Genomic DNA, 23,321 nt, shown 5'->3' with positions numbered 1-23,321 from the left:
CCCGCCAGCCTAGCCACGACCCTGTTTCCAAGGATCGCCACGGTACCCTGTGAGCGATGGCCGTCTACTCGAAGCACCCGGCGTCGGCACCGCCGAGCCCGCCGATCCGTGAGAAGACCGGCCACCTGATGCTGCGCGGCTGGTGCATCCTCGTGCTGTTCATGGCGCTGTCGGGCACCGCCTGGATCAACGCGATCGGCGAACTCGCGACCGCCGTCATCACCATTGCCGGCGGCATCCTCTCCGTCATCCTCTGGACCGTGGTCCGCCCGCCCGTGCAGTACCGCCGTCTGCCGTGGTTCGTTGTCGCCTATGTCGCCTGGGCGACGCTGTCGCTGCTGTGGTCGGCCTGGCCGCAGACCACGGCGATCACCCTGCTGCTGCTGTACATCACGACGGTGCAGGCGCTGTTCGTCGGCAGCGTGCTGACCTGGCGCGAGCTGGTGCGGGCGATCGCGTCGGCGCTCAAGTGGGTCATGGCGCTGTCGATCCTGTTCGAGCTGTGGGTGTCCATCTTCATCGGGCAGCCGATCCTGCCGGGCTTCGTCGTCGGCAAGGCAGACGACCCGATCGAGTACTGGTCGCGCGACAACCTCTTCGACGGCGGTCGCCTGCAGGGGATCATGGGCAACGCCAACCTGCTCGGCCCGGTCGCCCTGCTCGCCATCGTGGTGTTCGCGATCCGGCTCGCCTCCGGCGCGCCCCGCCGCGTGCTGCTGTGGGGATGGATGCTGCTCTCGGCCTTCCTCTTCGTCCGCGCATCGTCGGCCACGGCCTACCTGGCCGCCGCGGCGGTCGCGGTCGTGCTCATCACGGTGCTGCTCATGCGTCGTGCCGAGAGGCCGGGAGCGCGCACCAAGTTCTACGTCGCGTACGCGGTCATCGGGGTCGGCGGCGCCCTCACGCTGTGGCTGCTGCGCGACGCCGTCTTCACCGCGCTCGGACGCAGCACCGACCTCACCGGTCGCGAACGCATCTGGGAGGAGGTCCTCGCCCACTCGGCCGAGCGGCCCTGGACCGGCTGGGGCTTCGCCACTCCGTGGATGACGAGCGACCCGGCCTTCGACGTGAACGTGACCGACCACGGGCAGGCCGTCATGCAGGCCCACAACATGTGGATCGACGTGTCGATGCAGCTCGGCATCATCGGCGTCGTGCTGCTCGCCCTGGTGTACTTCGCGTTCGTATGGCGGTCCTGGTTCTTCGCCGTCGACCGCCCGCGCTGGGACCTGCGGGCCGACCGCCCCTACTCCCCCGTGACCCTGCTGCCGACCCTGGTCGGGGCGATCCTCCTCGTGCAGGGCCTGGCAGAGTCGGGGCCGCTCCTGCTGTGGGGCTGGATGTTCGTCGTGATGTTCGCGGGCAAGATCAAGCAGTCGCCGCACGTGGGTGTCGGGCCTGCCGAGCAGACGGCCGCGATCGAACGCGGCGACCGCGTCGAGCCCGACCCGACGGGCGACGACGCGCCGCCGGTGCTCGGGGGCCCGGCACCGTCGCGGCCGCGACAGGCAGGGTCCGGCGCGTGACCGACGCGCCTCCCGACGAAGCCGGCTGGTTCCGCACGCTGCTGGGCTCGGCGGCATTCGCACGCGCCTACACGCTCGCCGTCTTCGGCGCGGTGTTCTCGGCCTTCGTCATCGAGCGCATCGCGGGCCACGTCACCTACGTCACCATCGTGGCGTCGCTGTGCCTCATCGGCGTCGCGGTCATGATCGTGCGCCGCCGCGAGATCTCGCTGCTGCGGCTCGTGCCGACCAGTGTGATCGTCTTCGTCGGCTGGGCCTTCGCCAGCTTCTTCTGGAGCGCGGACTCGGGCAAGTCGTTCTGGAGCTGGGTGTCGCTGCTGGGCGTCGGATTCCTCGCCGTCGTCATCGGTCATGTCCGCGACACCCTGCAGACCGTCCGCGCCCTCGGCGACGTGCTGCGGGTTCTGCTCGCGGTCTCGCTGATCGTCGAGATCCTATCGGGCATCCTGCTCGACATCCCGTTCACGTTCCTCGACGTCCAGGGCGACATCGCGGAGTTCGGCCCGATCCAGGGCATCTTCGGCACGCGCAACCTGCTCGGCTTCGTGGCGGTGATCGCGCTCATCACGTTCCTGATCGAGTACCGCACGCAGTCCGTGCGTCCCGGGCTCTCCGTCGCGTCCGTGGTGCTGGGCGGCACGCTGGCCGTGCTCACCGACTCCCCCACCGTCGTCGTCCTCGCCGTCGCCGTCGGCCTCGCCGTCGGCGCGCTGGCCCTGGTCCGGCACGCGTCGCCCGAGCGCCGCGCCGCGCTGCAGCTGTCGCTCGGCGCCCTCGTGGTCATCGGTGTATTCGTCGGGTACGCCGCCCGGCATCCGATCATCGCGCTGCTCGGCGCCGGATCGGACTTCTCGATGCGCGTCGACCTGTGGAACAAGATGGTCGACATCGTCCGCTTCCGCCCTGTGCAGGGCTGGGGCTGGTTCGGACCGTGGGATCTGCACGAGTTCCCGTTCAACGCCATCAACGCGCTGCTCGGCGAACAGCACGCGACCGGCCTCAACGCCTTCTTCGACGTCGCGCTGCAGCTCGGCTGGGTGGGGCTCGTGCTGTTCGTCGCGCTCGGCGCCCTCGCTCTGGCGCGCTCGTGGCTCGTGGCGGGCGAACGGCGCTCGGTGGTCTACGCCTGGACCCCGCTGATCCTCGTCGCGCTGCTCGTCGACTCGATGTTCGAGAGCTTCACCCTCACCGGGCTCGGCTGGCTCATGCTCGTGCTCTGCGCCGTGCGGGCCGGTCAGTCGCGCTCGTGGCGCGAGCGGCTCGACAGCGGAGCGGATGCCGGCGGCCCTGCGACCGCGGACGGCCAGGGACTGCCTCACGCCCAGGGACGGGACAGTCCCGCAGGGTAGGCTTCTCTGCGGCCCGACGTCTCGGCGCCCCGCCCCATCCTTTCGGAGATCAGCCCGTGACCTACGTTCCGACCGCCGCGTCGTTCGACCCTCAGGCCGCGACGATCGCGATCGTCACGTACAACCGGTCGAACCTTCTCACGCGCCTGCTGACGAGCATCGGCGAGATGGACCCCAAGCCGGGGCGTGTCGTCATCATCGACAACGCCTCGACCGACGACACCGCCGACGTCGTGGAGTCGTTCCGCGAAGCGGTGGCGCCCGCCGAGATCGCCTACCGCCGCATGGAGACCAACACGGGCGGCTCGGGCGGCTTCAGCGAGGGCATGCGCGTCGCCTACGAGCTCGGCTCCGAGTGGATCTGGCTGATGGACGACGACGTCGAGGTGCTTCCCGACGGCCTCGCGAAGATGGGCAAGTGGGCGCCCCGGTTCAAGAGCATCCAGGGCCGACGCTACGACTACGACGGCAGCGCCTTCTACTGGCAGTACCGGATCGCCGAGCCGCTCGGCATCCCCATCCCCTTCGCCCCGGCCGAGTTCGACGCGTCCGGCTACAAGCCGATGAACTCGGGATGCTTCGAGGGCATGTTCATCCACCGCGACATCGTGCAGCAGATCGGCCTTCCCGACCCGCGCTTCTTCATCTACTGGGACGACCAGATGTACGGCTGGCTCGCATCCCGCAAGACGCCGTCGGTGATCGTCGACGAGTTCGTGCTGCGCCGCACGCGCGAGATCAAGCAGTGGGACATGGGCATCCGCCACATGAACGCGTCGAGCAACGCCTACCGCTACTACATCATGCGCAACCGGGCATACATCAAGAAGTACTACCGCTCGCTCGGCGTCTACCGGCCGGTCCCGTTCGCGCTGGGCACCACGCTCACGTTCGGCAAGGAGCTGATCCGCCTGGTGTTCGTCGAGCGCACCGTGCGCGGGACGTCGAACCTCTTCCGGGGACTCCGCGACGGCCGCAGGATCGCCAAGGACGCATCATGGCAGCCGATGCCCCCGCTGGAGGCGGCGACCACCGGCGCCGCCCGTGACTGACCGCCATCGTCGGGCCGCGGCGCGCGACCATGGGACAATCGACGACATGCCTGCGGCTCCCCATACGTCGCTGATCGCCCGCGTGTGGTCCTCGAGTGCCGTGAGGTACCTCGTGGTCGGCGGCTTCAGCTTCCTCTTCGATGTCGGCGTCCTCTGGCTGCTGCACGATGTGCTGCATGTCGCTCTGGCGATCGCCACCCCCGTCGCGTTCCTGCTCAGCTTCGCGGTCACGTACACGCTGCAGCGGACCGTCGCCTTCCGCGCGGCAGACGGCATCGCCCCGAGCGTGCTCAGATACGCGATCCTCGTGGCGGTGAACACGGTCGCCACGACAGCGATCGTGTGGGCCGGCGATGCACTGGGCCTGCCGTGGATCGTGGGCAAGGTCGCCGCGGTGGTGGCGACGACCATCTGGAACTACTTCGCATATCGTTACTGGGTGTTCGACAGCCGGAAGGTGAATGACTGATGTACAAGGGTGCGCGCATCGCGGCCGTCGTCCCCGCTTTCCGTGAGGAACGCATGATCGGGCGCGTCATCGAGACGATGCCGGAGTTCGTCGATGACATCGTCATCGTCGACGACTGCAGCCCGGACGACACGAGCGGGGCGGCCAAGAAGATCGGCGACCCGCGGGTCACCGTCATCCGACACGAGGTGAACCAGGGCGTCGGCGGCGCGATCATCACCGGCCACCGCACAGCGCTCGAGCTGGGCAGCGACGTCAACGTGATCATGGCCGGCGACGCCCAGATGGATCCCGATTACCTTCCCAATCTGCTCGACAAGGTGACCGACGAGGGATACGGGTTCGCCAAGGCCAACCGGTTCTACTCCCCCGAGTCCTTCGACGGCATGCCCCGCCATCGCGTGTTCGGGAACATCGTGCTGTCGTTCATGACCAAGCTCACGTCGGGCTACTGGAACCTGTTCGATCCGCAGAACGGATACACGGCCGTTCGCACCGAGGTCGTGCGCCGTCTCCCTCTCGACCGCATCGCGAAGCGCTACAGCTTCGAGAACGACCTGCTGACGCATCTCAACATCCTGCAGGTACCCGCGGTCGACGTTCCGATCCCCGCTGTCTACGGCGACGAGGTCTCCAGCATCAAGCTGCGCAAGGTGATTCCCGAGCTCATCAACCGGTTGACGGTCGGGTTCTGGTCCCGCATCTGGTACCGCTACGTGCTGTGGTCGTTCTCGCCGATCGCGCTGCTGCTGTTCCTGGGCCTGTTCCTGTTCATCTTCGGGATCGGGGTCAGCATCTGGATGATCTTCCAGATCGCCGCCTCGGTCATCGCCACCGCTGCGACCGTCATGCTGGCCGCGCTCCCGCTGATGATCGGGACGCAGATGCTCATCAGCGCGCTGCAGCTCGACATTCAGGCGACACCGTCGACACCGACGTACTCGCCTTTCGAAGGGGCAGGCCGCGAGGTCAGTCCGTCGCGCGACCGGTAGCGAGCAGCTCCCCGCCGGACACGGCCGACTGGAGCGCCGACTCCACGACTTCGAGGGTGTGCGCGGCGGCAGCCATCGACGACAGCTCGGTGACGTCGCCTCGCACCGCGTCCCGGAACGCTTCCAACTCGGCGCGCAGCGGTTCCTTCTTCGCGAACGCGAACCTCGTGACGTCGCCCTCCGAGACCCCCCGGAACGACGACACCGTCTCCCACTCCAGGGGAACGGTGCCGTTCGCGAAGAACGTCAGATCGCCCGTCGCGGTGTCGGCGATGAACGTGCCGCGTTCGCCGGTCACGACGGTGACGCGCTCCTTCATCGGACTCAGCCAGTTGATGATGTGGTTCGCGATGATCCCGTTGCGCAGGCGGCCCGTGATCGAGATCATGTCTTCGAAAGCGCGGCCGCTCTTGTGCGCTGTCTGCGCCGATACGGAGGCATACGTCGCCTGCGCGACCCACGCCGTCAGGTCGATGTCATGCGTCGCCAGGTCCTTCGCGACTCCGACGTCGCCGATGCGGCCCGGAAAGCTGCTCTGACGACGCGTGGCGATCTGGTACACGTCACCGGCGTCGCCGTGGGCCAACCGCGAGCGCAGCTGCTGGAGCGCGGGGTTGAATCGCTCCACGTGGCCGACCGCTCCCACCAGGCCGCGCGCCTCGAACGCCGCGGCCAGACGGTGTCCGGTCTCGGCGTCGTCGGCGATCGGCTTCTCGACGAGCGTGTGCACACCTGCGTCGGCCAGCGCGAACGCGGCATCGGCGTGGAAGCGCGTCGGAATGGCGACGACGGCCAGATCGATGCCGGCATCGATCAGCGACGCAACGTCGGGAAGGACCTCCAGACCAGTGGCGACGCGATGAGGGTCGCCGCCCGGGTCGGCGACGGCGACAAGGTCGACGCCGTCGACGTCCCGCAGGATGCGCGCGTGGTGACGCCCCATCATCCCGAGACCGAGCAGACCCGCCCGCAGCGCGGCCATCAGGAGCCCGCCCCTGCGAGAGCGTTCACCGCGACGGCGATGCGCTCGAGGTCGCCCTCCGACAGCGAGGGGTGGACGGGCAGCGAGACGACCTCGCGTGCGGCGCTCTCGGTGACGGGCAGGTCCAGGCCCGGCGCGAACCGCGCCAGCGACGGCAGGCGGTGATTCGGAATGGGGTAGTACACGCCGCTGCCGATGCTGTGCTCGTCCTTCAGTGCACGCACGAAGCCGTCGCGGTCCTCGGGCACCCGGATGGTGTACTGGTGGTAGACGTGCCGCGCGCCTTCGTCGACGACAGGGGTCACGACTCCCGTGAGATGCGCGTCGAGGAATGCCGCGTTGCGGCGACGGGCCTCGGTCCAGGCGTCGACCTTCGTCAGTTGAACGCGGCCGATCGCTGCGTGGATGTCGGTCATGCGCGCGTTGAAGCCGATCACCTCGTTCTCGTACTGACGTTCCATCCCCTGATTTCGCAGCAGACGCGCGTTGCGCGCGATCACGTCGTCCGCAGCGGAGATCATCCCGCCTTCGCCGCTGGTCATGTTCTTCGTCGGGTACAGCGAGAACATCCCGAAGGCGCCGAACGTGCCGACCGGCCGCCCGTCGATGGCCGCGCCGTGCGCCTGCGCCGCATCCTCGAAGAGCGCCAGTCCGCGATCGTCCGCGATCTCGGCGAGCGCGTGCATCCGGGCAGGGTGTCCGTACAGGTGCACCGGCATGATGCCCTTGGTGCGCTCGGTGATCGCGGCCGACACAGCGGCCGGATCGAGCGTGAACGTGACGGGGTCGATGTCGGCGAAGACCGGCGTCGCCCCGGTGAGGGCCACCGAGTTCGCGGTGGCCGCGAACGTGAAGGACGGCACGATGACCTCGTCGCCGACGCCGACGCCCGCAGCCAGCAGGCCGAGATGCAGCCCCGAGGTGCCCGAGTTGACGGCGACGACCGGGCGGCCGTCCACGAAGTGTGCAGAGAACTCCTGCTCGAATGCCGCGACCTCGGGCCCCTGTGCGACCATGCCGCTCCTCAGGACCCGATCGACGGCGTCTCGCTCCTCTTCGCCGATGAGCGGTTTCGCCGCGGGGATGAACTCGGTCACTGTTGCTCCTCTGTAAGTTGCCCGTCGGCCTCGATGTACACCCGGTCGGTCATCGGGCAGCGCCAGCGACGATCGCCGGCTTCGACGAGGGGAACACCCGCGTGCCCCACCCAGCCGACGCGCCGTGCGGGCACGCCGACGACGAGAGCATGGTCCGGCACGTCCTTCACGACCACCGCGCCGGCGGCTACCGTGGCCCATGCTCCGACGGTGACCGGTGCCACGCATGTCGCGCGTGCGCCGATCGATGCGCCCTGCTTGATCGTCACGCCGACCGGTTCCCAGTCGTGCGCACTCTTCAGCGAGCCGTCCGGATTCACCGCGCGGGGATACGTGTCGTTCGTCAGAACCACCGCCGGGCCGATGAACACCCCGTCAGCGAGCGACGCGGGCTCGTACACGAGTGCATAGTTCTGGATCTTGCAGTTGTCCCCGATGACGACGCCTGCACCCACGTAGGCGCCGCGGCCGACGACGCAGCCGCTGCCGAGATGTGCCCCCTCACGGATCTGCGCGAGGTGCCACACGGAGCTGCCGCTGCCGATCACTGCATCCGATGCCACGTCGGCGGTATCGGCGATACGAGGCGGCGGAGGAGCGGAAGCTGACGATGAGAACACTGTTATGTAGTGTAATCGGAGCGGCGCATTCCATCGGATCCGACGGGAAACCTGCAGCTCGAGGCAGCGGTCCTTCCGGATGGCGCCAGGTCCGCCTGGCAGGCGTCGCGATCTCCTGCACGCGGGATCGCGGGTTCATCGACGAGGATGGAACCACGTGCCGTCGCAGGGTTTGACACGCTGCATCCGTGCAACGACATCGCACGAGAGGAAGAAGCTTGGAAACGCCCCCTTCAGCGCCACGCGTTCGCATCGTCGTACGAACCCACGACCGTCCGCAGCTTCTCGCTCGCGCACTGGACGATATCGTGGAGCAGTCGTATCAGGAGTGGCAGATGGTGATCATCAATCATCGCGGCGACCGCGCCACCCTGGACGATGTGGTCAAGGCGCGCGCCGATCGTTTCCCGCACGAATGCCTCATCGTTGACTCGGACCACCCCATCGGACGCGACGCCATCATCGGACTGGGCATCGCCGACGCGGACACCGAGTACGTCGCCATCCATGATGACGACGACACGTGGGCACCGGACTTCCTGACCCGCACCGTCTCCTGGCTGGACACCCACCCCGAACACGTCGCTGTGGCGGTGAAGACAGACATCATCCAGGAGCGCGTCGATCAGGACGGCGTCATCATCCTGTCGCAGACGCCGATCCGCCCGCCGTTCGCCCGCGTCTCACTGTTCGATCTCGTCCACGCCGCCCACGTTCCGCCGATCGGGTACCTCTTCCGCCGATCCGCGATCGAGTCCGCCGGAGGGTTCGACGCCACCCTCTCGGTGCTCGGCGACTGGGATCTCATGCTGCGCCTGGCGGTCGACGGTCAGATCGGCTATCTGGACGGCGAGACGCTGGCCTACTGGCGTCAGCGCCCGCAGAGCGAGGGAGCGCTCGCCAACAGCGTCATCGGAGATCTCGACCTGCACCGGCAGACGGATCGCGAACTCCGGGATCGCGCGCTCCGCGAGTACATCGAGCGCAACGGCATCGGAGGACTGCTCTACATCGCACGCTACGCCGATGAGCTCTATGCGCAATCGCGGCACGAGGCGTGGTTGCGCGCCCGGGAGGTCGAAGCTCATGTGACCGAACGGATCGAGGAGCAGACGAAGCACCTCGAGGCCATGATCGCTCAGTACGCACACCACTACTCGGTGTTCCCCAGTCTTCGCCGGGCGATGAGCAGGGTGTTCCACCCGCGTCGCGGCGGCTACAGCTAGGCGTCAGGCCACCGGATAGTCGGCGTCGTAGCGGTCGAGCACCTCGTCGATCGGCGCGTCCATCGCGAGGCGGTGCTTGTCGAGGTACAGCCCGCGGGTGCAGAAGCGACGCAGGTCGCGCTCGTTGTGCGACACGAAGAACAGCGTGCGCCCTTCGGCCTGCAGCTCCTCGATGCGGTTGTAGCACTTCTCGCGGAATGCCTTGTCGCCCACTGCGAGCACCTCGTCGACGAGGAGGATGGGCTCGTCGAGCTGCGACACGACCGAGAACGCCAAGCGCACCTTCATGCCGCTGCTGAGGTGCTTGTACGGCGTCTCGATCGCTTCGGCGATCTCGGCGAAGTCGATGATCCCGTCGAAGCGCCGGGCGACCTCGGCCTTGGCCATCCCATGCAGGCCGGCGATCAGACGCACGTTCTCGCGCACCGTGAGATCGCCGACGAATCCACCCGTGATCTCGATGAGCGGGGCGACGCCGCCGTTGACCGACACACGGCCCTCGTCGGCCAGGAGCACACCGGCGACGAGCTTGAGAAGCGTCGACTTGCCCTGACCGTTGCGCCCGACCACGCCGATGGACTCCCCTGGCATGACGTCGAAGCTGACGTCGCGCAGCGCCCAGAACTCGCCGGGCTTGGAGCGGCGCGACGAGTCGGCGAACAGATCCTTGATGCTGCGTCGCCCCCGGCGGTTGCGCCGGAAGCGCACCCCAAGTCCCGCGACCTCGATCGCCGGTTCTGCCGACGCCATCACAGCTCCTTCAGCACGGGGCGCTCCAGGCGCCGGAACACGAGGATGCCGGCTCCCAGGAACAGGAACGACATGACCGCCCCGACCCCGATCACCCAGGGGTTCCACTCGCCGGGGAAGAATCCCACGCGGTAGAGCTCGAAGATGCCCGCGAGAGGGTTGAACGCCATGACCGCAGACAGGTTGCCGGGCAGGTCCTCGACGCCGTAGATGATCGGCGACGCGTAGAAGAGGGCTCGCAGGATCAGACGTGTGGTGCGCTCCAGATCGCCCCAGATCACGCACAGCGGCGCGACCAGCAGCCCGATGCCCACGAGCAGCACGGTCTGCAGCACGATCGCCACCGGGATCAACAGGAGCCCCCAGTTGAGCTGGGCCGGTTCGGTGGTGAACTGCGAGATGACCACGAACAGCACGAGCACCGGGAACGAGCACAGGAACTCGACGCCCTTGCTGAGCACGATCCGGTTGACCCAGATCGACCGCGGGATCGCTGTCGAGCGCACCAGGCGCGCGTCCTTGCGGAAGGCCTTCGTGAAGTCCGAGACCGACGTGTTGAACCATACCCACGGCAGCAGCGCCGTGATGAGGAACACGATGTACGGCGGGTAGCCGACCGTGCGCTGGAAGATCTGCGTGAAGACGAACCAGTAGATCGCGCTCATCACGAGCGGATCGAGCACCGACCAGAGATAGCCGAGCGCGCTGGTCGCGTACCGGACCTTGAGGTCACGAGCCGAGAGCAGCCACAGGGAGTGGAGGTAGCGCCGGGCGGATCCGGGAGCGCCGACGGCGGCTGTGGTCACGTATCGATCCTAGGCGGACGCGTCATGCGAGTTGGTTGTTCCACATGGACAGGGCGGAGCCGATGGCCATGTGCATGTCGAGGTACTGGTAAGTGCCCAGCCGGCCGCCGAACAGCACGTCCTTCTCGCCCTTCGCGAGCTCCCGGTACGCCAGCAGCCCGGCCCGGTCCTCCGGCGTGTTCACCGGGTAGTACGGCTCGTCCTCCCGCTCCGCGAACCGCGAGTACTCCCGCATGATCACGGTCCGATCCGTCGGGTACCGGTCCGCACGCTCGGGGTGGAAATGCTTGAACTCGTGGATGCGGGTGAACGGGACGTCCGCGTCGGCATAGTTCATCACCGGGGTGCCCTGGAAATCACCCACCGGCACCACCTCCTGCTCGAAGTCCAGCGTCCGCCACGACAATGAGCCCTCCGCGTAGTCGAAGTACCGGTCCACCGGCCCGGTGTACACCACCGGCAGCTGCCCGACCGTGGCCTGCTTGTGCAGCGGCTGCGACACATCGAAGAAGTCCGTGTCCAGCTTCACCTCGATGTTCGGATGATCGGCCATCCGCTCCAGCCACGCCGTGTACCCATCGACCGGGAGACCCTCCCACGTGTCGTTGAAGTACCGGTTGTCGTAGTTGTACCGCACCGGCAGCCGGCTGATGACCTCCGCCGGCAGCTCCTTCGGATCGGTCTGCCACTGCTTGGCCGTGTAATCGCGGATGAACGCCTCATACAACGGCCGCCCGATCAGCGAGATCCCCTTCTCCTCCAGGTTGACGGCATCCTTCGCGTCATACTCCCCCGCCAGCTCATGCACCAGCGCACGCGCCTGATCCGGCGTATACGCCGCCTGGAAGAACTGATTGATCGTGCCCAGATTGATCGGCAGCGGGAACACCACACCCTTGTGGTTCGTGTACACCCGGTGCACATAATCCGTGAACGACGTGAACCGGTTCACGTACTCCCACACCCCCGGATTCGACGTGTGGAACAGGTGCGCACCGTACCGATGCACCTCGATCCCCGTCTCCGGCTCCGCCGCACTGTACGCGTTCCCACCGATATGCGACCGGCGATCGATCACGGTGACCTTGCGACCGGATGCCGCAGCCCGCTCCGCGATGGTGAGGCCGAAGAACCCCGACCCGACAACAAGAAGATCCATCAGCGTCCTCCGACTCGTGAGGCGAATACCTTGTGAACCACGCCTAGGCCCGACGGTGGACCGTGCGGTTGTAGACCTTGACTTCGAGCAGCCGGAGCCAGTGCAGCGCGACGCACTGGACGCGCTGCCACGTCGTCAGGGCGGCGATGCGGTCCGCGACGTAGCGACGGTCCGCCTCATACATCTCCTGATCGGCCCGCGTGCCGATGCTCCGGGCCTCGGTTCTGATCGCCTGCAGCCCGAAGTAGGCGCGAGCCGGAAGGATGCCGTCCGCGAGGGCGAGGTCGAAGCATCTTCCGTGGGCGCGCACGATGTCGTGGTAGTACTTCGTCGACCGCAGACTGTGCGACACACTGTCCGCCCGCTGGAGCCAGTAGTAGAGACGGTCGTCGCACGACGCCACGGCTCTCATCCGCCCGTAGAGGTCCATCGCGACGGCGACGTCCTGCGCATAGCGGTCCTCGGGGAACCTGATGCCATCGAACAGCGACCGACGATAGAGCTTGCCCCAGTTCGCCTCGCTGAAGTAGTAGAGCTCCTTGCCGGTGAGCCTGCGCAGGACGAGACTGAAGACACGCTGGTAGTACATGCCGGGCCGTTCGAACACGATCACCCGACCGGCTTCGTCATCGGCGTGGCTCGCTCGGAGCTGCGCCGCGGCGCTCGCGCCGACGTTGTACCAGCGGCAGCAGCTCATATCGGCGTCACCCTCGACGAGGATGTGGACGAGACGGCCGATCATGCGCGGACTCATCAGGTCATCGTTGTCGCAGAACGTCACCAGCTCGCCGGTGGCGGCATCCAGTCCGGTGTTCTGTGCGGCGGCGATCCCGCCGTTCTCGCGATGCAGCACGACAACACGCTCGTCGGATGCCGCGAACTCGTCGCAGATCGCACCCGAACGGTCGGTGGAGCCGTCGTCGACGAGGAGGACTTCGATGTTCGTGTAGTCCTGCTCCAGAATCGACGAGACGCAGGCCGGAAGATACCGTTCCGCGTTGTACACGGGAACGACGATGGACACTCGGGGCGCCGACGACAGAGCGGACACGAGCGGCGCCTAGGCGATGGAGATCGTCGCGGCGACGGTGCCGATACTGCGGTCGTCGTTCTCCATCGTGAACCGGGCCCCCTGCCACATGATGTGCGTGTCTTCCGGCAGCACCGGCCACACGTTCGCGTTCACGAAATACTGGCCGGGTCCGAAGTTCGCGCTCGCGATCTCGAACTCCATGCTCGAATCCCCCGCCGGGATCGGTGGAAGAGCGACGTCGAGGCGCTCGGTGTTCGATGCGAGGACCATCTGCCCCGTCGGCGTGTCGATGCTGAAACCCATGTTCCAGGTCGGCATCGCGTGCTGCGCGCGGACGTGGATACGGACCTTCATCTGCGAACCGACCGGTGTGGTCTTGCGCTGGCGCCCCTCACTGTCGAGCACCTCGATCCCGGTGATCTCGATGGGCTTTCCGGCGTCCGGCGGAGGCGCCTCGCCGACGCGTCGCCCCTCCAGCACGTCGCGAAGCGCGGACACCGCGTCGTTGACGTCGCCGTCGAAGACGACCTCGCCGTCGCGCAGCACGACACCGCGGTCGCACAGCTCCTGCACCTGCGAAGCAGAGTGCGAGACGAGGACGATCGTCCTGCCTTCGCTGCGGAACCGGGCGATCCGGTCCATGCACTTGCGCTGGAACGCCTCATCGCCCACCGCAAGAACCTCGTCGACCAGAAGGACATCGGGGTCGGTGTGCACGGCGACCGCGAACGCGAGTCGCACAAACATCCCCGACGAGTAGAACTTCACCTGGGTGTCGATGAAATCGCCGATGCCGCTGAACTCGAGGATCTCGTCGAATCTGGCGTCGGTCTCCGCCCGGCTGAGTCCCATGATCGACGCGTTCAGATACACGTTCTCGCGCCCGCTCAGATCCGGATGGAATCCGGCGCCGAGTTCGAGCAGCGCTGCCATCCTTCCCCGCGTGAGCACCTCGCCGGAGGTCGGCGAGACGATTCCGCCGATGAGCTTGAGCAGCGTGCTCTTACCCGACCCGTTGGGCCCCAGGAGACCGACCGTCGTGCCGGCCTCGATCTCGAGGCTCACACGGTCCACGGCGGTGTACTGCTGCCGGTGCGCGCGACCTCGCCGCCCCGCATGGACGATGCGCTCCTTGAGGCTGTTGTCCTTGCGGACGGTGAAGTGCTTCGTGACGTCCTCGACGCGCACGACGACGGGGCCATGCATGGTTGCCTGCATCACATCTCCTGCGCGAAGTTGCCCTGCAACCGCGTGAAGACGCGGTGCGAGATGAACAGCAGCACGAGGCCGATGACGCCGGCCACCGCAGTCCTCAGCAGGAGGTCGTCGGGGTAGTCGGCAGCGGTGCCGGCGCCCCAGAAGGCCTTTCTGAATCCGAGGACGGCAAGGGTGATCGGGTTGTTCGTATAGGCCTCGAGGGCCCACGACGGAAGCCCGAGCTTCGCGAAGGTGTCCGCGACCATCGTCCAGGCGTAGACGATCGGAGACAGCCACATGGCGAGCATCAGCACGACATCGGTCACGTACTGGACGTCGCGAAGATAGACATTCAGCGCGGACAGCAGGATCCCGAACGCGAGACCGTAGATGAGGATGAGAAGGACCGACGGGAGCACCCAGAGCATCTCGACCGGTGCCGGCAGTGCCTGGAAGACGATCGCGCCGCCCAGCAGCACGAGCACCTGGACGAGGAACATGAAGCCTGCGGCACCGACGCTTGCGAGCGGGAAGATCTCACGCGGCAGATAGATCTTCTTGACGAGCCCGGCGTTGCTGAGGATCGACGACGTCGAGCCCTGCACCATCTCCGCGAAGAAGCTGTAGATCGTGAGCCCCGCGAACAGGAACACGGCGAACTGGGGGATCCCCTCTGCAGCACGAAGGAACTGCCCCAGCACCAGGTAGTACATGAGGAACTGGACCAGGGGCCGGATCAGCGTCCACAGGAAGCCGAGCACACTGTCCCGATAGCGGGCCTGAAGGTCGCGCCTGACCAGGAGCGCGAGCAGGTCCCTGCGACCGAACACCTCGCGCAGCTTGCCGCCGCGCCCGGGGAACCTCAATCCGCGAGAGTCCGATGACGTGAACGGGGTCGCCGCTATCCGCGCGAACCGGTCGGTCGTATCCAAAAGCTCCGCCTATGTCGATGAACTGCATAACTATACCCGGCGGATTCTGGCAGCCCGGTCCACACCATTCGGCACCGGTATCCTCGTGTGAGAGCACCGGAGCGGGCGCGCTGGACCGACCGGCGACCACCGCCGACGGTCGCGCGAAGGGATCGGAATGTCACGAGTCGTCGTCACCGGAGCCGGGGGATACATCGGCCCTCACGTGGTCACCGCTCTCCTGGATCGAGGCAACGAGGTCGTGGCGACGGTCCGCCGGCAGGGCGCGGTCGAGCTCGACCCGCGTGCGCGCGTCGTCGAGGCCGACATCCTCGAGGACGACTTCGACCCGGACATCTGGGGACCGCTCCCCGACGCCGTCGTGCACCTCGCATGGAAGGACGGGTTCCGCCACAATTCGCCCGCCCACATGTCACAGCTGTCCTCACACTTCCGGCTCCTGACCAGGCTCGCTGAGAACGGCGTGGCGAGAATCGTCGCTCTCGGCACGATGCACGAGGTCGGTTACTGGGAGGGCCCCATCCAGGCCGACACGCCGACGTCGCCGCTGTCGCAGTATGGGATCGCGAAGGACGCGCTGCGACGAGCCCTTCCCCTGGCGCTGCCGGAGACCGCCTCGCTGGCGTGGGTGCGCGCGTACTACATCTACGGCGACGATCGGCGCAGCGAGTCCATCTTCCGCAAGCTGCTGGATGCTGCCGACCAAGGCCGGACGGCGTTCCCCTTCACGACGGGGCGCAACCTGTACGACTTCATCCCGGTGGACGAGCTCGGTCGACAGATCGCGGCGCTGACCGACGCGCACGATGTCGTCGGCACGGTGAACTGCTGCTCGGGAACGCCGAAATCGCTGGCCGCGCAGGTCGAGGACTTCATCGCGGCGCACGACCTGGGATTGACGCTCGAGTACGGGGCGTTCCCCGACCGGCCGTACGACTCACCCGGCGTGTGGGGCGACGCCACCATCATCCGCGAGGTGATGGCGCGAGAAGGCGACACGACCGTCGCTCAGTAGCCGGGCGTGATCCCGACTGCCGGCGCGTTGGCGAGATGGCGCTCAGCGAGCTGCACGATCACCACGTCCGGGTGATACTGGTCGACGAGCGCGCGGAAGTTGGGCGGGTTCGACCAGTCGTCGTATCGATGCTGGATCTGCCAGGTCTTCTCGAACGTCTGCCCCCAGTACGGTGACAGGGCGTTGCCCATCGAGTCCCGGAGGATGAGTGCCGTCTTCGCGGTCTTCGCGCCCTCGGTCGACGTCGCGGCGGGGAGCTTGGAGAGATCGACAGGGTCCTCACCGTTGACCGTGGCGGTGACGCCCTGCGAATCGGTCACCGCCACATCCGCGAAGGTCTCGTCGAACGCGGGCACGGTCCACTCCGGCCCCGTGTCCGGAACACCGTAAGGGGCGTACTCGTTGTAGATGCGGGTGCTCTCGACACCGGACACCGCCGGCACCCACAGCGCCTCCTCGCCCGGGTACATCGAGTCGTGACACCCCGCGTAGGCCTGCCACGCCACGTAACCGCCCCAATCCGTCCAGTGGCTGTTCACGGGGGTGTAGACCGTGTCAGACTCCGATGCTGCGCGCAGCGCACTGCGGAAGTCCACGATGGGAAGATCAGGAGAGGCCGCGAGGAACTGATCGAGCGGAGTCGATCCCAAGATGCCGTCGGTCCACTCCGGAAGCTGCTGCGGATAGACGCTGCTGGCAGACGGGCTGACCTGGATCGAGAGCTCGATCCCCTGCTCGGCGAGACCCGACTGCAGCGAAGCGAAGTAGTCGTGCCACGCATCGGCCTCGGCGACGGTGAGGTACCTCCGTCCGACCGCCTGGGAGAAGTTCTCTTCCACCTGGTCGTTGTAGAACGCCCAGCCGTCACGCCCGAGGACGACCGGATCCTCCAGCTCAGCCGAGTTCGCCTTCCACGTCGCCTCTCCGCCACCGTCGGCATCGATCCATGGCTCGCTCTCCGGTGTCGCGATCGGCGGCCTGCAGGCCGCCGCCACGGACGGGTCGCCGGGGTCCCCCGATGCGACCGGAGCAGGCTGCGCAGCCGCCTCGTCGAGCCGGTACTGCGTGACCCAGCCGATCAGCGCCGCGATGAGGGACAGGATCGCCAGGACGATGAGCGGGATGTCCTTGTACCGACGCCACCAGCGGGGACTGGGCAGTCCAGACCCGTGGACGATGTCGGCGCCACCGGTACCGCTCATGCGCGCTCCGTCCGTCCTGCTCCGACCGACTCCGTCGTCGCGTCGCCTGCTGTCAGCGGTGCCGGATCAGGGCTCCGCGTCAGCGCCTGCGGTGCCGTAGTCCCGGGGACCACGGGCGCGGTCCGCGGTGCAGCACGTCCCGGGTCCAGCCAGTCCAGCGCGGCGTGGCGCGGTCGCTCGGTGCGTGCGAGCACGGCGGCAAGCCACCGCGGAGTCCAGTCCTTCAGCTGAAGAGCCGGACGCTCGATGAGATGCCAGCTCAGGTAGGCGTAGACATGGCATCCCACGACGATGACGAGGTGGTACACCAGCCAGCCGGCCTCTTGCAGCCCGAAGTACGCGCTGAACTGCATCAACGGCCAGGCGACGATGTAGATCCCGTACGAGAAGTCGCCGTGCTTGTCCCAGTTCTTCAGCTTGGTCGCCTTGATCGCGAACCACATGAGGATGTAGCAGAAGGCGTACTGGCCGACGATCAGCCACCCGCCCTTGGCGTAGGTGAACCCTGCGATGAGGACGCACGCGATCGCCAGTCGATTGTCGATCGGGATCCTGTCGCCGAACAGCGCGAAGAGGATGCCGAAGGCGAACGGGGCGTAGAGGAGCAGAACGCGGTAGTCGCCGAAGGCCGGCGTGAGAGCCGAGAGATTGCCGATGCCGAACCACTGCATCATCGCCAGGAGGATGATCCCCGTCGCGATGATGCCGCCGACCATGCGGTGCGACAGCGCGCCAATGACTCCCAGGATCGCCACCAGGATGTAGCAGCCGAACTCGAACGCGAGCGTCCATGCCGAGCCATTCCACTCGAAGCCGCCGTGCTGCGTGTAGAAGGGGATGCTCGTCCCCATGCCGGCGATGTTGTGCTGCATCAGCGGCAGCCACATGTTGTTCGAGAAGTACGTGAACGGAGAGTCGACGGTCGCATTCCAGAAGCCGTCCATCGAGCCGTGCTCCTGCATCCATGCGATCGGAGCGAACACGTACGCGGTCACCAGCAGGATGAGGAACCACCCCGGGAAGATGCGCATGATCCGTCGCCAGAAGTACCTCGGCGTCGAGGCGCGACCCATCTTGCTCTTGGTGATGAGGAAGCCGGACAGGAAGAAGAATCCCGCGACGGCCACGCCGCCGAGTGATTGCTCGTCACTCCACTGGGTGCCCAGATCATGACCACCGTAGAAGCCGCCCAGCGGTCCGGCGTGCGAGAAGATGACCATGAAGGCCATCAGCCATCGGAGGAACCCGATGCTGTTATTGCGAGGATCGAAGCTCTCCTTCAGCGAGGTCACCGGCCACCTCCTCGCGGTTCCGCTTGAGCTCCGCACGGTGCCGCATCCGCCACAGCCAAGCGTGGGCGATGCGCGCCGGTCGCTCCAGCGGGCGCAGCGTCGCAGCGATCTTCGGGTGGTTCAGCTTGAGGTAGACCCGGGTCAGAGCGACGATCCCGCCGTGTCCGAGCCATCCCGCGCGGTGGAGGAACTGGATCTGGTCGATCGGATAGCCGGGCATGGTCGCGCCCATCTGATCGAGCTTGAAGTCGAGGGCCACATGGCTGATGGCCGTGTGCTCGAGGGCGGAGATCGTGCGTGTGTGGTACCCGAGCTCAGCGGCGGCGTACGAGATCAGCCGCTCCTGCACGTGCGCCAGGCTTCCGTCGCGATGCTGATCCGGAGCGGCATACTCCTCGTACGTCCACTCGTGATCGACCAGGAGCCTCAGCGCCTCCGGGCGCGCGTACCAGAAGCACCCGTACGGCGCGAGCGGCGAGATGTCGTCGAACGGGACCCGGATGCCGAGGTCCTTGGCCAGGGCTTCCGCGGGCGCACGGTTCGCGTACCACCCGCGCCCCATCGTGGGGTAGCCGACGTGGATCATCGGAGGGAACGCGAGGCCGAGCCCCGGCTCCTTCTGGAAGAGGGCGACCGCGTTCGCCGCATACCCGGGCGAGTTCAGCACGTTGTCCAGCTGCTGGTACTTGAAGTAGCGACCCGCGTTGTACGAGTCCTGGACGGTCTTCTTCGAGTGGATCTTCACCACCAGGTCGTAGCGGCCGGGTTCCAGGACGTCACGACACGCGATGAAGAAAGCGCTGAGGTCGCGCCCCCGGTTGGAGGGCAGCACACGGATCTCTGAGCGGGCGACCTTCTCATCGGCGCGCTGATCCAGGACGGCCTGGATGTGCGCGGCCTTCTCGTCGTCGGTGGTCGTGATGAACAGATCGAACGCGGAAGGCAGCATCACCAGGCGGTCGAGCAGCTCGTCGGTCATGTCCTCATAGAAGATGTGCGCGACCGCGGCCAGTCGCAGAGGGTGCCCCGGGTCGTACGACACGTCGACATCGGGGAGCACCTCCATCATCGAGGCGTCGGCGTACAGGGACTTCGGCTGCGAGTTCTTCACGAGGTTCTGGAAGAGCATCTCCACCGGATAGCCGTAGGACGCCGCCTTCTCGATGGTCCAGCGCCCGATGACCGCGTGGCGATCGAGATACGGCGGGTAGTGGAAGAACGCACGGCGCTTCAGCACCGGGCACCCGTCGTCGAGCAGCAGGTCCGCGTTCAGCAGCGCCGGGTGCTGAGAAGGGTAGTCGTCGACGGCGAACGCTACGGCCGAGGTGAAGCCGAGCTCTTCGAAGTGGTGCGTGAACCGAGACTCATGGGTCAGGATCGACTCCGTGTACGTGGTGATCACGGGCATCTCGTCCCAGTACACGCGCCACTCATCGCTCGTGAACATGCTCCTGCGAACGGCGATCCAGTGTGACTGCAGATGACGATGGAGCACGCCCGTGCGCGTGTACGGATTGGGGGTCTCTGCACCGTAGTCGGTCATCCCCCAGAAGTCGACCGGCTGCTCGTTCATCCGGTCGAACACGGGCGCGAAGGACCCGACGGGGCCGAACCACGTGTAGTTCATCAAGATCAGCTCGTCGAACTCCGCGAGCCTGTCGGCGCCGAAGCGCGCCATCGCGGTCTTGTATCCCCACACGTCGAATCCGACGTTGTCGCGGACCCACACCGTGTCGGCGACCTGGTCCAGCCTCGAGCGGCCTTCGTCGGTGAGCTCGCCGTTGACGACGACGAAGATGTGCTGGACGAACGGCCTCAGCTCGCGGAGCTTGTAGACGACGTAGTCGTCGACGTCGCCGCGGCTGTCATGGAGAAGATAGAAGACGATCCGGCGGCCGTCGGCAGGGAAGGCGACCGGTTCGACCGCGTTGGCACGTTGCTCCATATGCAAAGGCTGACTCCTAGATGCGGCAGAACGGTCACCGCGCAAGCTGATGGGCGGCGGCAGTACTGATCGCCGGCCCCCGTGATTCTACCCGCCTAGCTGTGGCGCCCCTGAGCGAGGATCTCGAGCAGGTAAGTGCCGTAGCCGCTCTTCACGAGCGGTTCGGCGCGGGCGCGAAGCTCGTCGTCGGTGAGGAACCCCAGGCGCCAGGCGACCTCTTCCGGGCTTCCGATCGACAGCCCCTGCCGCTTCTGCACCGTCCTGATGAACTCCGTAGCCTCGCTGAGCGAGTCGAACGTCCCGGTGTCCAGCCAGGCCGTGCCACGCGGGAGCACCTCCACCTGGAGCTGACCGCGCTCGAGATAGATCCGGTTGAGGTCCGTGATCTCCAGCTCGCCCCGCGCCGAGGGGCGCAGACTCTTCGCGATCTCGACCACGTCGTTGTCATAGAAGTAGAGGCCCGGGATCGCGAAGTGGCTCTTCGGCTGTGCCGGCTTCTCTTCGAGGCTGAGCGCCCTCCCGCTGGCATCGAACTCCACGACGCCGTACGCGCTCGGATCCGCGACCCAGTAGCCGAAGACGGCCGCACCGGTGAGCGACTCGTACCGCCGCAGGCGCGTGCCCATGCCCTGTCCGTAGAAGATGTTGTCGCCGAGGACCAGCGCCGCCGTGTCGCTCCCGATGTGCTCCTCGCCGATCACGAAGGCCTGAGCCAGGCCGTCCGGCGACGGCTGCTGGGCGTACGTCAACGAGATGCCGAACTGCGATCCGTCACCCAGGAGCCGCTCGAACTGGTCGGCGTCGTGCGGCGTCGTGATGACGAGGATGTCACGGATGCCGGCGAGCATGAGCGTCGAGAGCGGGTAATAGATCATCGGCTTGTCATAGACCGGCACGAGTTGCTTGGAGACTCCGAGCGTGATCGGGTGCAGGCGGGAGCCGGTGCCCCCGGCGAGAACGATGCCGCGCATGCACACCAGTGTGTCACAGAGGTGATTGAGGCACCCGCGCGCGCCGGGCCCTGTGCCCCCTCCCCTCCACTCCCTTCACCACGGGCGCCGGAGCGACAGCGGGTAAACTCGATCGAATGGACAACCTCCTCGTGACCGGCGGCGCAGGATTCATCGGATCCGACTTCGTGCACTACGTACTCGAGAACACCGACATGTCGGTGACCGTGCTCGACAAGCTCACCTACGCCGGGAGTCTCGCCTCCCTCGAAGGCCTCCCGGCCGAGCGCTTCCGGTTCGTCCAGGGAGACATCTGCGACGCGTCGCTCGTGACCGAACTCTTCGCGGCGCACGACGCCGTCGTCCACTACGCGGCGGAGTCGCACAACGACAACTCGCTGAGCGGCCCCGCGCCCTTCGTCCAGACGAACCTCGTCGGCACCTTCACTCTTCTGGAAGCGGCGCGGGCCACGGGTACGCGCCTTCATCACATCTCCACCGACGAGGTCTACGGCGACCTCGAACTCGATGATCCCGATCGGTTCACCGAGTCGACGCCATACAACCCGTCGAGCCCGTATTCGTCCACGAAGGCGGGATCCGACCTTCTGGTGCGCGCCTGGGTCCGTTCGTTCGGGGTGGCCGCCACGATCAGCAACTGCTCGAACAACTACGGTCCGCGGCAGCATGTCGAGAAATTCATCCCGCGGCAGATCACGAACGTGATCGACGGCGTGCGACCCCGGCTGTACGGCGACGGACGGAACGTCCGCGACTGGATCCACGCCGACGACCACTCCTCGGCGGTGCTGAGGATCCTCGAGCGTGGCCGGATCGGCGAGACCTATCTGATCGGCGCGGACGGTGAGAAGTCGAACCGCGACGTCGTCGAGATCATCCTCGAAGAGATGGGCGTGCCCACCGACGCGTATGACCTCGTCGTCGACCGTCCCGGCCACGACAAGCGTTACGCGATCGACTGGTCGAAGCTGCGCGACGAGCTGGACTGGGAACCGCGATACCGCGACTTCCGCGCAGGGATCGCAGCCACGGTCGCGTGGTACCGCGCGAACGAGGCCTGGTGGCGCCCCCAGAAGGCCGAAGCCGAAGCCAAGTACGCGGTGACGGGGCACTGACGAGCATGGAGTACGGAAAGACGCTCGCCGTGCGGGCCACCCCGATCCCCGGGCTCACCGTGATCGACATCCCCGTCCACGGCGACAACCGCGGCTGGTTCAAGGAGAACTGGCAGCGCGCGAAGCTGCTCGATCTCGGCCTTCCCGACCTCGGCCCTGTGCAGAACAACATCTCGTTCAATCGCAGCGTGGGGACGACGCGCGGCATCCACGCGGAACCGTGGGACAAGTTCATCTCGGTGGCCACGGGGAGGGTGTTCGGGGCCTGGGTCGACCTTCGTGCCGGCGACGGCTTCGGCACCGTCTTCACAACCGAGATCGATCCCGCGACAGCGATCTTCGTTCCCCGCGGCGTCGGAAACGCGTTCCAGACGCTCGAGCCCGACACCGCGTACACGTACCTCGTGAACGACCACTGGACGCCGAACGCCGAGTACACTTTCCTGAATCTTGCAGACGAGACGGTGGCCGTGCCGTGGCCGATCGCACTGGAGGACGCAGAGCTGTCGGAGAAGGATCGTCAGCACCCGCGGCTCGCCGGCGTGACGCCCGTCGCGACCTGACCCCCCGCGCATCCCTCCGACTGGACCA

21 protein-coding genes and 1 pseudogene are annotated in these 23,321 nt (G+C 66.8%); 9 read left to right on the top strand and 13 right to left on the bottom strand.

Annotated elements, in window-relative coordinates:
- Positions 1-56 precede the first annotated feature (56 nt).
- The 5 genes from IF188_RS10040 to IF188_RS10020 are packed head-to-tail and all read left to right on the top strand — an operon-like array spanning position 57 to position 5,388.
- Positions 57-1,526: an O-antigen ligase family protein gene (locus IF188_RS10040; RefSeq protein ID WP_191171642.1), complete on the top strand. Its 1,470-nt coding sequence runs from the start codon at positions 57-59 to the stop codon at positions 1,524-1,526.
- Entirely contained in the window at positions 1,523-2,875 is a 1,353-nt protein-coding gene (locus IF188_RS10035; RefSeq protein ID WP_191171641.1) for an O-antigen ligase family protein, read from the top strand. The genes IF188_RS10040 and IF188_RS10035 overlap by 4 nt, the downstream gene beginning before the upstream one ends.
- Before the next feature lie 56 nt (positions 2,876-2,931).
- The gene (locus tag IF188_RS10030) at positions 2,932-3,927 is read left to right on the top strand and encodes a glycosyltransferase family 2 protein (protein ID WP_191171640.1); all 996 of its coding nucleotides are present in this window, start codon (positions 2,932-2,934) and stop codon (positions 3,925-3,927) included.
- 46 nt (positions 3,928-3,973) lie between these two features.
- On the top strand, positions 3,974-4,396 hold the full coding sequence (locus IF188_RS10025; protein ID WP_191171639.1) for a GtrA family protein: 423 nt from the start codon (positions 3,974-3,976) through the stop codon (positions 4,394-4,396).
- Positions 4,396-5,388 carry a glycosyltransferase family 2 protein gene (locus IF188_RS10020; RefSeq protein WP_191171638.1) on the top strand — a complete coding sequence of 331 codons (993 nt, stop codon included), beginning with the start codon at positions 4,396-4,398 and terminating at the stop codon, positions 5,386-5,388. The genes IF188_RS10025 and IF188_RS10020 overlap by 1 nt, the downstream gene beginning before the upstream one ends.
- On the opposite strand, the gene IF188_RS10015 is transcribed toward IF188_RS10020, so the two are convergent.
- From IF188_RS10015 to IF188_RS10005, 3 genes are read right to left on the bottom strand one after another with little or no spacing between them, the layout of a single operon-like run.
- On the bottom strand, positions 5,366-6,370 hold the full coding sequence (locus IF188_RS10015; protein ID WP_191171637.1) for a Gfo/Idh/MocA family protein: 1,005 nt from the start codon (positions 6,368-6,370) through the stop codon (positions 5,366-5,368). The two genes, IF188_RS10020 and IF188_RS10015, sit on opposite strands and share 23 nt — an antisense overlap.
- Entirely contained in the window at positions 6,370-7,467 is a 1,098-nt protein-coding gene (locus IF188_RS10010) for a DegT/DnrJ/EryC1/StrS family aminotransferase (protein ID WP_191171636.1), read from the bottom strand. The genes IF188_RS10015 and IF188_RS10010 overlap by 1 nt, the downstream gene beginning before the upstream one ends.
- A complete protein-coding gene (locus tag IF188_RS10005) occupies positions 7,464-8,030 on the bottom strand; it encodes an acyltransferase (protein ID WP_318152853.1) in 567 nt (188 codons plus the stop codon). Before IF188_RS10005 ends, IF188_RS10010 begins: the two co-directional genes overlap by 4 nt.
- Positions 8,031-8,275: 245 nt before the next feature.
- Between IF188_RS10005 and IF188_RS10000 the strand changes: the two genes are divergently transcribed.
- Positions 8,276-9,313 carry a glycosyltransferase family A protein gene (locus tag IF188_RS10000; RefSeq protein WP_318152852.1) on the top strand — a complete coding sequence of 346 codons (1,038 nt, stop codon included), beginning with the start codon at positions 8,276-8,278 and terminating at the stop codon, positions 9,311-9,313.
- Positions 9,314-9,316: 3 nt separating this feature from the next.
- Here the strand turns inward: IF188_RS10000 and IF188_RS09995 are convergent, their stop codons facing one another.
- Genes IF188_RS09995 through IF188_RS09970 form a run of 6 tightly spaced genes read right to left on the bottom strand, consistent with a single transcriptional unit; the run spans position 9,317 to position 15,124 of the window.
- Positions 9,317-10,063, bottom strand: coding sequence for an ABC transporter ATP-binding protein (locus IF188_RS09995; RefSeq protein WP_191171633.1), 747 nt, complete (start codon positions 10,061-10,063; stop codon positions 9,317-9,319).
- Positions 10,063-10,869 (bottom strand): ABC transporter permease, encoded by an 807-nt coding sequence (locus IF188_RS09990; protein WP_191171632.1) that lies wholly within the window; start codon positions 10,867-10,869, stop codon positions 10,063-10,065. The genes IF188_RS09995 and IF188_RS09990 overlap by 1 nt, the downstream gene beginning before the upstream one ends.
- Before the next feature lie 22 nt (positions 10,870-10,891).
- Positions 10,892-12,028 (bottom strand): UDP-galactopyranose mutase, encoded by a 1,137-nt coding sequence (glf, locus tag IF188_RS09985; protein ID WP_191171631.1) that lies wholly within the window; start codon positions 12,026-12,028, stop codon positions 10,892-10,894.
- Positions 12,029-12,071: 43 nt separating this feature from the next.
- The gene (locus tag IF188_RS09980) at positions 12,072-13,079 is read right to left on the bottom strand and encodes a glycosyltransferase family 2 protein (RefSeq protein ID WP_318152851.1); all 1,008 of its coding nucleotides are present in this window, start codon (positions 13,077-13,079) and stop codon (positions 12,072-12,074) included.
- Between the two features lie 9 nt (positions 13,080-13,088).
- Positions 13,089-14,279, bottom strand: coding sequence for an ABC transporter ATP-binding protein (locus IF188_RS09975; protein ID WP_191171630.1), 1,191 nt, complete (start codon positions 14,277-14,279; stop codon positions 13,089-13,091).
- Positions 14,279-15,124: an ABC transporter permease gene (locus tag IF188_RS09970; RefSeq protein ID WP_224751683.1), complete on the bottom strand. Its 846-nt coding sequence runs from the start codon at positions 15,122-15,124 to the stop codon at positions 14,279-14,281. The genes IF188_RS09975 and IF188_RS09970 overlap by 1 nt, the downstream gene beginning before the upstream one ends.
- A gap of 223 nt (positions 15,125-15,347) precedes the next feature.
- Between IF188_RS09970 and IF188_RS09965 the strand changes: the two genes are divergently transcribed.
- Positions 15,348-16,205, top strand: a complete 858-nt coding sequence (locus IF188_RS09965) for an NAD-dependent epimerase/dehydratase family protein (RefSeq protein WP_191171629.1) — start codon at positions 15,348-15,350, stop codon at positions 16,203-16,205.
- Here IF188_RS09965 and IF188_RS09960 read toward each other — a convergent pair.
- The 4 genes from IF188_RS09960 to rfbA form a co-directional block, all read right to left on the bottom strand.
- The gene (locus IF188_RS09960) at positions 16,199-17,407 is read right to left on the bottom strand and encodes an alginate O-acetyltransferase AlgX-related protein (RefSeq protein WP_191171628.1); all 1,209 of its coding nucleotides are present in this window, start codon (positions 17,405-17,407) and stop codon (positions 16,199-16,201) included. The genes IF188_RS09965 and IF188_RS09960 overlap by 7 nt on opposite strands.
- Positions 17,404-18,699, bottom strand: a complete 1,296-nt coding sequence (locus tag IF188_RS09955; protein ID WP_318152850.1) for an acyltransferase family protein — start codon at positions 18,697-18,699, stop codon at positions 17,404-17,406. The genes IF188_RS09960 and IF188_RS09955 overlap by 4 nt, the downstream gene beginning before the upstream one ends.
- The gene (locus IF188_RS09950; RefSeq protein WP_191171627.1) at positions 18,662-20,644 is read right to left on the bottom strand and encodes a rhamnan synthesis F family protein; all 1,983 of its coding nucleotides are present in this window, start codon (positions 20,642-20,644) and stop codon (positions 18,662-18,664) included. Before IF188_RS09950 ends, IF188_RS09955 begins: the two co-directional genes overlap by 38 nt.
- A gap of 95 nt (positions 20,645-20,739) precedes the next feature.
- Positions 20,740-21,615 carry a glucose-1-phosphate thymidylyltransferase RfbA gene (gene rfbA / locus IF188_RS09945; RefSeq protein WP_191171626.1) on the bottom strand — a complete coding sequence of 292 codons (876 nt, stop codon included), beginning with the start codon at positions 21,613-21,615 and terminating at the stop codon, positions 20,740-20,742.
- Between the two features lie 116 nt (positions 21,616-21,731).
- Here rfbA and rfbB point away from each other — a divergent pair, with 116 nt between their 5' ends.
- Together rfbB and IF188_RS20370 are read left to right on the top strand one after the other, a co-directional pair.
- On the top strand, positions 21,732-22,730 hold the full coding sequence (gene rfbB, locus IF188_RS09940) for a dTDP-glucose 4,6-dehydratase (protein ID WP_191171625.1): 999 nt from the start codon (positions 21,732-21,734) through the stop codon (positions 22,728-22,730).
- A gap of 5 nt (positions 22,731-22,735) precedes the next feature.
- Positions 22,736-23,284 (top strand): annotated as a pseudogene (locus IF188_RS20370) (dTDP-4-dehydrorhamnose 3,5-epimerase family protein); the annotation flags it as partial.
- Between the last annotated feature and the right edge of the window lie 37 nt (positions 23,285-23,321).

Origin of the sequence: Microbacterium helvum (assembly GCF_014779795.1) — a bacterium.
Classification (GTDB): Bacteria; Actinomycetota; Actinomycetes; order Actinomycetales; family Microbacteriaceae; genus Microbacterium; species Microbacterium helvum.
The sequence above is the reverse complement of the archived record's forward strand: the minus strand, read 5'-3'. Positions and strand labels throughout refer to the sequence as shown.